The following is a 6,960-nucleotide window of genomic DNA, read 5'->3' as shown; positions in this document are numbered from 1 at the left end:
GTCTTTGAGCCGATGTGGAATATCGATATGGCGGAGGATCACGTCAAAGAGGCTCTGGGGCGATTTTAGGGCTCGCGCGAAGGATATTTACGGATTGCTCAGGACGCCACACTCGTCGTCGGGCGCTTCTGCATATCGCCTCGGATGCTGCACGGATTGTCGGGGCGCTTTTCTGCGAATCGCTCGAAGCGCTACGCGGGATACTGGAGCGCCGCATGAAATCTCTTGGTGTTGTATGAAATTCCACAGCGATGCGTGGATCACTGGAATATTGCACGAAATTTCGGAGCGCTGCACAAGATAGCTGGGCATTCTTGCTGCGGCGTGATTCTCGCCGCCGTTTTAAATTTGAACGATCTAAAATTTAACTCAATTAAATTTCGCACCGCCGTTTGATTATCGCTTAGTTATAAATTTACACGATCTAAAATTTGACCGCATAACCGCGATTTGGCGAGCATCATCAAACGATTTGTGTTTGCAAAATACCGCGCGCGGCGCAAATGTTTTAAATTTCGCCGCACCGCCCGTGTATCTCCTGCGCCAAGTTCACTTGCCTACTTTCCCGTCTGTTTAGCCACCTTACAATCCGCTTGCCCGTCCGCAAAATACAGCCGTACGATGCGAATCGTAATTTAAATTTTGCCGCAAGAGTCGCAGATAGCACCGCGAGGTCTTGCAAACCGCACAACGAAATTTTAAAAACCATGGAATTTAACCGCTATGTATATGAGCGTAGCTAGAAAATCTGCGGCAGGCGTTAAATTTCAACCCAAAAGATAAAGCCAAACCCACTAATCGCAATTATTCTGTGTAATCGCTCCGATTTATATTTGTACGTTTGATTAAAATTTTGCAAAGAAACGCGGCGCGGCTAAATAAAATTAAAGCAGATCCGTAAACGCGCAGCAAGCGGTTAAATTTAAAGCTAATTAGATGAAATTTACGGCGAAAATTGCGGGTTTTGCGAGCTTTTTAAGGCTTCCTTTAAGCATTATCAAATTATCGGCTCCGGAGATTTTAAGAGTGGAATTTTCAAAGTTAAATTCTAAATTTTTCAGCGCGTTTTCGCTTAAGAGGCGCGCAAGCTCCAAAATATAGCTGAGCCAGGCAAGCTTGCCGGCGTCCGGCAAAATCGCGCTCAAAGGCGCGAACGTAGCGCCCAGCTCGCGCTTGCCGTGCATCGAGATGATCGCGGCTATGAGCGCCTTTTCCTTGTGCGTCGTGCGGTAGTTCAGCCCGCCGAGCACCATATCCGCGCTGGTTTCGTGCTTGGCGTAAAAGCCGATAGCCCGCCCGATCTCGCAAAGAGATGCCGCGGTCTGCAGAATTTTAATATATTTTTCGCTCAAGCCGTGCAGAGGCGATAGTGCGCAAAACAGCGCCTTTGCAAACTTCGGGGCCTCGCTTGGCTCGGAAGCGAAGCGATCTTTGAGGCTTCTTAGGCTCGGATTAAAGCCTCTAGGCAGGTTTGCGCCGCGCAGAATTGAGCTTAAAAACGCCCCCTCTCGCACTCCTACGCCGCTGGTGATGATCTTTTTCGCTCCCAGGCGCCTTACGATCTTATCAAAGATGATAGCGCCCTCTCTTATCGTGTCGTAGCGGTCTTTTTTGATCGGGAATTTCGCCAGATCAAGCGTCTTTGCGCTCATCAGCTTGGCAAAAAACGGCGCGTATTTTTCATAATCGTAGCTGAAATTATGCACGATCTTTAGCGGATGGTTTTGCAGGCTCATCACGGCGCCCGATAGCGCTCGCGCGGAGCCGCCCATTACGATCAAATTTTGCGTGCGAAACTCGGCGCCTACCTGCGAGATCGCGCTGTTTATGTATTTCTCCAGCCCCTTTGTGTCGCCGCGGTCGAAAAACAGCTCCTTTAGCCGCACCGTGCCTAAATTTAGAGAAATTTTATTTTCTATCCTACCGTTTTTGATGTAAGCAAGCTCGGTCGAGCCGCCGCCGATGTCCAGCGTAACACCCTCGGAAAAGTCACTAAGCAAATTCTGCGCCGCATAGGCACCCAGATACGCCTCCGTCTGCCCGTCTATCTTGCGTATCGCAATGCCCGTTTGCTTGCGGACGAGATTTATAAACTTGGCTCCGTTCGGCGCATCGCGAAGCGCGGATGTACCGATGCAAAGCACGCGCTTGGCCTTGTAATTGCATACCAAGGTTTTAAATTTTTTAAACGCCAGCAGGCATTTTTGCATCGCTTCGGTGGTTAAAATTCCGCCGTTTTCGTAAGCGCCCTCGCCTAGGCGAATCTTGATCTTGTGCTCGGCCAAAATGAAAAATCCGAGCCTACTCGTGCGCTCGAAAATCACGGCTCTGGCGGAATTTGAGCCCAGATCTATGACTGCGACGCGCTTGGGCATTTAAATTTCCATATGGACGTGTTTGTATTTCAGCTCGTCCGCCGTCTCGATATTATCGGGGTCGGTGATGATACACTCGACCGGGCAGACCACGATGCAAGCGGGCTCGGAGTAATCATCTACGCACTCGCAGCATCGATCGGCATCTATGATGTATATCGGCTCATCCTCAAAAATCGCTTCATTAGGGCATTCCTCGCGGCACGCGTCGCAACTGATGCATTCTTTTGTAATCAACAATGACATATAATTTTACCTTACGAAAAAATTTATGGCGTTTATACCATAAAAAGCTTCATTTTGTTTTAAAATAGCGGAATTTCGGGCTATTTCTTAAATTTTTTAGTGGAAGTTTGAAAATCGCGACGATTAGCGAACGCCCTTTGTCGTTTTTAAGATCCACTTGCGCGCCCATCGCTTGAGCAGCATTTTTGGCTAAAAATAGCCCGAGTCCGGCTCCCGGCTTGCCGCCGTAGCGCTTAAAAGGGGCGAAATAATCGATCTCTTCGTTAAGCGGCTCGCCTTTGTTTGCGACCCGCACTATGAAATTTCCGTCCGAAATTTCGCTCTCGATCAGTACTTTTTCGCCATCAGGAGAAAATTTTATGGCGTTTTGGATAAAATTTTGAATCACGTGCATAAAGAGACTTTTCTGCACCGAAATTTCAAGCTGTTCAGGCTTAAGATCCATCGTCAAGTCCTTGCCTGCCGTACGCGCTAAAATTTTAAAGCCCACGCATAGCTCCCGTAGATACGCGATCATATCGGTCTGCTCGGGCGCTTCGAACTGTGCCCCCTCCTGTCGCCCGATCTCTAGGATCGAACTGATCATCTTATTCATACTATCGATCGAGTCGTTATTGTTTTTAAGCGCCTCGATATATTTCTCGCTCTCGCGCGGCTTGATGAGAGTAACTTCGTTTTTGGTTTTCATCACCGCCAGCGGAGTCTTAAGCTCGTGCGCGATGCCGATAAAAAGCTCTTTTTGATACAAAATGAAAGTCTCGATGCGCTCAAGTAGGCGGTTGATGCTGTTTGAAAGCATATTAAATTCGCTCGGGATTTCGGCCCCGTCGATCGGCTTTAGAAATTTTTCATCCACCGAAGCAAGCCTTTGGCTAATCAGCTTAATCGGCATTAGCAGCATGCGCGAGAGAAACATCGCGTAAAACACCACCAAAAATATCATCGTCAAATTTACCAAAATGATGTCGATGAGTATTTGATTTACGATGTTTGCATAAACGCTCACATCTGCTTTGATGCTTAAAATTTTATCCTTACCATAAGGGTAGTGCAGCTGTAAATAGCTCCTGCCGTCCTCAGAGCTTTCGATAAATTTAGGCTTATTGATACTTTCGTTTTCGATGATTTTGCTCTCGTATTCACCGGATGTGTCATGTAAAAAAGATGAAATTTTCTCAGGCGGCACGGAGGCGTCTACGATTTTTTGTGCTCTTTGGATTAAATTTTGAACGGGAGTTTCGAAGATGGTAATTCTCATATAATTATAGAGCATTACCGAAAAAATGACAATTAGCATCAACGAAGCGGATGCTAATTGTATTACAAAGCGGACTCTTAGGCTTTTTGTGGAAAGCAAAATCTATATCCGCGTCTGCGAACGGTCTCGATCGTAGAGATATTTAGAGGCTTATCCATTTTCTGGCGGATTTGATTGATCGCGACTTCGATGACGTTTGGCGTAACGAGCTCGGGCTCCTCCCAGATGGCGTCTAGCAGCTGCTCTTTGCTTACGATCTGATCGCTGTGGCGCGCTAGGTGCGTTAGAACCTCAAACGGCTTGCCCTTAAGCTCGATCTCTTGACCTAGATATGTGATCTTTTCCTCATCAGGATCAATGATGAGATCGTCGATTTTGATGATATTTGAGCCGCCGAAACGAAGTCTAGCCTCAAGGCGCGCTACTAAAACATCAAAGTCGAAAGGTTTTTTGATAAAATCGTCCGCGCCCGCGCGAAGTGCTTTGATCTCGCTTTCTTTATCGTCTTTTGCAGATAGCACGACGACAGAGGTGCGCGCGGATTTTTGCTTAACTAATGCGATGAGATCGATGCCGTTGCCGTCAGCTAGCATCCAATCGGTTAGCACTAAATCATAATTTCTAATGCCGATATAATACTCTGCGTCCTTAAAACTCTCGGAAGTATCCGTCTGATAGCCGAACTCCATCAAGCCCTCCGCTATCGTCTTGTTTAAAGTCACCTCGTCCTCGACTATTAAAATTCTCATTTAATTTCCTTGCCTTAAAATTTTGCGGCGATTTTAACATATTTTAAGCAAAATTTCAAGATTTTTTAAAGAAATTTTAAAATTTTATCTCTATTTCCGCGCCGACGCTCGCATCTTGTAAAATTTCGGGCTTTAAAATTTTCATATAAAAATAATCCATCGATCGAAATTTTGAGTGAAACTCCTGCGCGAAGTATTTTAGCGCGTCCTCTACGAGGCGAAATTTTTTCTCGCGGAACTCCGCTTTGATATATTCGCAAACCCGCGCATAGTCGATAAATTCCTCCGCTCCGAACTTCGCCCACACCCAGACGCGCTGCTCGCGCTTGCGCTCAAAATCCAGCGTTCCGATTATCGCGCCGAATTCCAGCTTTTCGATTAAAATTTTAATCATACTACGCGCTTTTCCTCGCCCTTAAGCAGCCTAGCGATATTCGGAGCGTGCTTGTAAAATACGATGAAAACTATCAGAAAGATCGGCGCATGAGTGTTGATCACCGGCATCTGCGGATGGATCACGTAGCTAGCGATGACTAACGCAAGCGCCGCTGCAAGCGATGCTACGGATGAAATTTTAACCGTCTTGCCGACTACAAACCAAACGGCAAGCGCGATGATAAGCTCGATAGGAATAAAGCAAGCAAGCACGCCGGCTCCCGTCGCAATGCCCTTGCCGCCGTTAAATTTCAGATACGGGCTGAAGCAATGCCCAAGTACTGCAAAGACAGCCATGCTCCATAGCACGTTTTCGTCAAATCCCAAAGCACGCGCAATCAGTATCGGCAGGATGCCCTTTAGCGCGTCGCAGGCGACGGTGAGGATCGCGAGCTTTTTTGCTTTTTGCGGATCACGAGTTTTTAAGACGCGAAGGACGTTGGTGGCACCTATGGAGCCACTGCCCTCACTTTTGATATCCACGCCGCCTAGGTATCTGCCGATCAAAAGCCCAAAGGGGATCGCAGCGATCAGATACGCAGCAAAGTAGCACCAAAAATTCGGCGCTCCGACGATACTAAGTAAAAATTCTAAAATTCCCGATTTTTTCATAAAATCCCTTTAGCTCTTCCAAAGTAGCGAAATTTTCTCGTCGTAGATGTCGGTTTTCTTCGGCGAAATTTCTTTCGTTTCGAGTTTAATATTTTTTAGATCCAGGCTCTGTTTTAGCGCGTCCACTTCAGCCTCAAATTTCTGCGTAAGCACCTCCAGCTCCTCTTGTAGCGCGCTTAGGCTATTTTCGGCATTTTTGGCTTCGCTTCGTTCGTTTAAAATTTTATGCGCGCTCTTGGCGCCGCTGATCGCTTTGGAGATATTGCTAGCGCTGCGCGAGCGGCCTAAAAACGCGCCTAAGATCGCTCCGCCTATGTTTAGCGCCGCATCCACCCCGCGACTTAGCACGTCGCCCTTTTCCTTCTCATATTTTTCGCTAGCGCGCGAAATTTTATCCTTAAGACGCGCTTTTTCCTTTTCAAATTTAGCCGCGATTTCATCGGTTTTGGCCTCTAAAATTTCGTTTGCCTTATCGCCTAGGCGCACGAAAAATTCCTCCTTGCTCTCGCCCGGTTTTGAGAGCAGATCAAGCGCGCTAAAAAGCTCGAGTTTTTCATTGCGATATAGCCACTCCTTAAAGCTTTTAAGCTGAGCGTTTAAATTTTTTGCTCCCGCGATGAAGCTAGGAAGCGCGCCGTAGAGCGAGCCCGCCTGCTCCTGTCCACTTAAATTTGCAACTTCTCGCGTGCTCGCCTCGCTCCAATCTATTTCGCTTACGTCCGAAAGCGATAGCAAAAAGGAGCGCTGCTGCGTAAAATCGACTCCTTTGTCGCAAAATCGCATCTTTGCGCTTGCATAAAGATACGGGCTTAGCTCAAGGCTCGCGCCATAGCTGTAAAGCTGTGAAATTTCAGCAGAAACTACGGGTTTGGCGGCGCCGGCGGATTTGACGCCTTGCGCGGCGCCCGACACGGACGAAATTTCAGTCTTTTTGTCTTTCATTAAATTTGAAATTTGCTCGTTGCTTAAAGGACCCTTTAAATAGCTTAGCGCAAAGCGCGTTTCGATTACCCGCAGCACGTCCTCGTTGATGTTTTTTACCAAAAAGCTTCGCTTTTTGAGGTTTGAAATTTTCTCCATAAGCACGCTTTTATCTATCGGATTTGAGCCGATGCCGCTTAGACCGCTGATGACGCGCTCCTTATCCTGTGCAGTCTGCAAGCGCCCGATAAACCACGTACCGATGTTGCTAAGCCCCTTATAATCGAGATCGACCGGGTTTTGTGTCGATAGAACGCAGCCAAGTCCGAATGCGCGAGCCTGCTTTAGCAGCGTAAGCATCGGG

Annotated in this window: 6 protein-coding genes and 1 pseudogene; all 7 read right to left on the bottom strand. The window is 47.3% G+C overall.

Going from position 1 to position 6,960, the window contains the following annotated elements; genetic code table 11:
* Positions 1 to 932 precede the first annotated feature (932 nt).
* A complete protein-coding gene (locus tag Q0413_RS09220) occupies positions 933 to 2,375 on the bottom strand; it encodes a Ppx/GppA phosphatase family protein (protein ID WP_298989609.1) in 1,443 nt (480 codons plus the stop codon).
* Positions 2,376 to 2,621: a YfhL family 4Fe-4S dicluster ferredoxin gene (locus tag Q0413_RS09215; protein ID WP_005871264.1), complete on the bottom strand. Its 246-nt coding sequence runs from the start codon at positions 2,619 to 2,621 to the stop codon at positions 2,376 to 2,378. It abuts the gene before it with no gap.
* A 49-nt stretch (positions 2,622 to 2,670) separates the two neighbouring features.
* The gene (locus Q0413_RS09210; RefSeq protein ID WP_298989607.1) at positions 2,671 to 3,918 is read right to left on the bottom strand and encodes a HAMP domain-containing sensor histidine kinase; all 1,248 of its coding nucleotides are present in this window, start codon (positions 3,916 to 3,918) and stop codon (positions 2,671 to 2,673) included.
* A 38-nt stretch (positions 3,919 to 3,956) separates the two neighbouring features.
* Positions 3,957 to 4,628 carry a homeostatic response regulator transcription factor HsrA gene (gene hsrA / locus Q0413_RS09205; RefSeq protein ID WP_005871260.1) on the bottom strand — a complete coding sequence of 224 codons (672 nt, stop codon included), beginning with the start codon at positions 4,626 to 4,628 and terminating at the stop codon, positions 3,957 to 3,959.
* A gap of 76 nt (positions 4,629 to 4,704) precedes the next feature.
* Positions 4,705 to 5,022, bottom strand: a complete 318-nt coding sequence (locus tag Q0413_RS09200) for a dihydroneopterin aldolase (protein WP_177388069.1) — start codon at positions 5,020 to 5,022, stop codon at positions 4,705 to 4,707.
* The gene (gene plsY / locus Q0413_RS09195) at positions 5,019 to 5,675 is read right to left on the bottom strand and encodes a glycerol-3-phosphate 1-O-acyltransferase PlsY (RefSeq protein ID WP_298989604.1); all 657 of its coding nucleotides are present in this window, start codon (positions 5,673 to 5,675) and stop codon (positions 5,019 to 5,021) included. Before plsY ends, Q0413_RS09200 begins: the two co-directional genes overlap by 4 nt.
* Before the next feature lie 9 nt (positions 5,676 to 5,684).
* Positions 5,685 to 6,960, bottom strand: a pseudogene (locus Q0413_RS09190) (hypothetical protein); the annotation flags it as partial.

Source organism: uncultured Campylobacter sp., from assembly GCF_938045465.1.
Lineage (GTDB): Bacteria > Campylobacterota > Campylobacteria > Campylobacterales > Campylobacteraceae > Campylobacter_B.
This window is presented reverse-complemented; position numbering and strand designations above follow the sequence as displayed.

What these genes read in the sequence shown, in the direction of transcription:
- Q0413_RS09220 (WP_298989609.1), bottom strand. Translation starts at nt 2,375, where the DNA reads ATGCCCAAGCGCGTCGCAGTCATAGATCTGGGCTCAAATTCCGCCAGA.
- Q0413_RS09215 (WP_005871264.1), bottom strand. Translation starts at nt 2,621, where the DNA reads ATGTCATTGTTGATTACAAAAGAATGCATCAGTTGCGACGCGTGCCGC.
- Q0413_RS09210 (WP_298989607.1), bottom strand. Translation starts at nt 3,918, where the DNA reads ATGCTAATTGTCATTTTTTCGGTAATGCTCTATAATTATATGAGAATT.
- hsrA (WP_005871260.1), bottom strand. Translation starts at nt 4,628, where the DNA reads ATGAGAATTTTAATAGTCGAGGACGAGGTGACTTTAAACAAGACGATA.
- Q0413_RS09200 (WP_177388069.1), bottom strand. Translation starts at nt 5,022, where the DNA reads ATGATTAAAATTTTAATCGAAAAGCTGGAATTCGGCGCGATAATCGGA.
- plsY (WP_298989604.1), bottom strand. Translation starts at nt 5,675, where the DNA reads ATGAAAAAATCGGGAATTTTAGAATTTTTACTTAGTATCGTCGGAGCG.